The organism is Micromonospora sp. URMC 105, assembly GCF_051386295.1.
Taxonomy (GTDB): Bacteria; Actinomycetota; Actinomycetes; order Mycobacteriales; family Micromonosporaceae; genus Micromonospora.
In genome coordinates, this window is record NZ_JBPQTL010000207.1 from 1 (window position 1) to 949 (window position 949).

At 76.7% G+C, this 949-nt stretch carries 1 protein-coding gene; it reads left to right on the forward strand.

Features of this window, described 5'->3' with window-relative positions:
* The coding region (locus tag ACSNN7_RS28950) for a phosphatidate cytidylyltransferase (RefSeq protein WP_436684215.1) at positions 1-949 on the forward strand (949 nt) is incomplete at both ends.

Consider the following 949-nt stretch of genomic DNA (forward strand, 5'->3'; position numbering starts at 1 on the left):
TCGACCCGTACGACGGGACCGGCGACCCGTACCGCGACGACCGCCGCGACGACCGTTACGGCGCGGCCCGCGACGACGGCTACGACCGGCGCGCTCCCGGGCGCCCGGTGCGCGACGACGACGTGCCCACCTCCTCGCTCCCGCCGGTCCGTGACGACGACCTGCCGACCTCCCAGTTCCCCCCGGTGCGGGACGAGCCCGGGCCGGAGCACGAGCCGCAGCGGCCCCCGGGCCGGCGGCAGCGCGGCCGGCGCCGGGCCAGCGCGGACCGGCCCGCGACCGGGCAGCCGGCACCGAGCCGGGCCGGCCGTAACCTGCCGGCCGCGATCGGGGTGGGCCTCGGGCTCGGCGCGCTGATCCTGGTCCCGCTCTTCTTCTACCTGCCGGCGTTCCTCGCCGTGGTGGCCGCCGCGATCGGCGTGGGCATCTGGGAGATGGCCCGGGCGGTACGCCGCAGCGGCGCGCACCCGCCGCTGGTGCCGCTGATCGCCGGTGGGGTGCTGATGATCGGCCTGGCCTGGTTCGCCGGGCCGGACGCGCTCAGCTTGGGTCTGCTGGTCACCGTGCTGGGCACGATGATCTGGCGGCTCGGCGACGGCCCGGGCGGCTTCCAGCGCGACCTCACGGCGGCCACCCTGATCGCGGTCTACGTGCCGTTCCTGGGCGGTTTCGCGGCGCTGCTCGCCGCGGCCCCCGACGACGGGCACCTGCGGGTGCTGGCGACCCTGGTCGCCGTGGTGCTCTCCGACACCGGCGGGTACGCGGCCGGGGTCACCTTCGGCAAGCACCCGATGGCGCCCTCGATCAGCCCGAAGAAGTCCTGGGAGGGTTTCGCCGGGTCGGTCACGGCGGCGGCGCTCGGCAGCGCCCTGCTCCTCTGGGCGCTCTTCGACGTGGCGCCGTGGTGGGGCGCGCTGTTCGGGATCGCGGTCTCCGTCTCGGCGGTCCT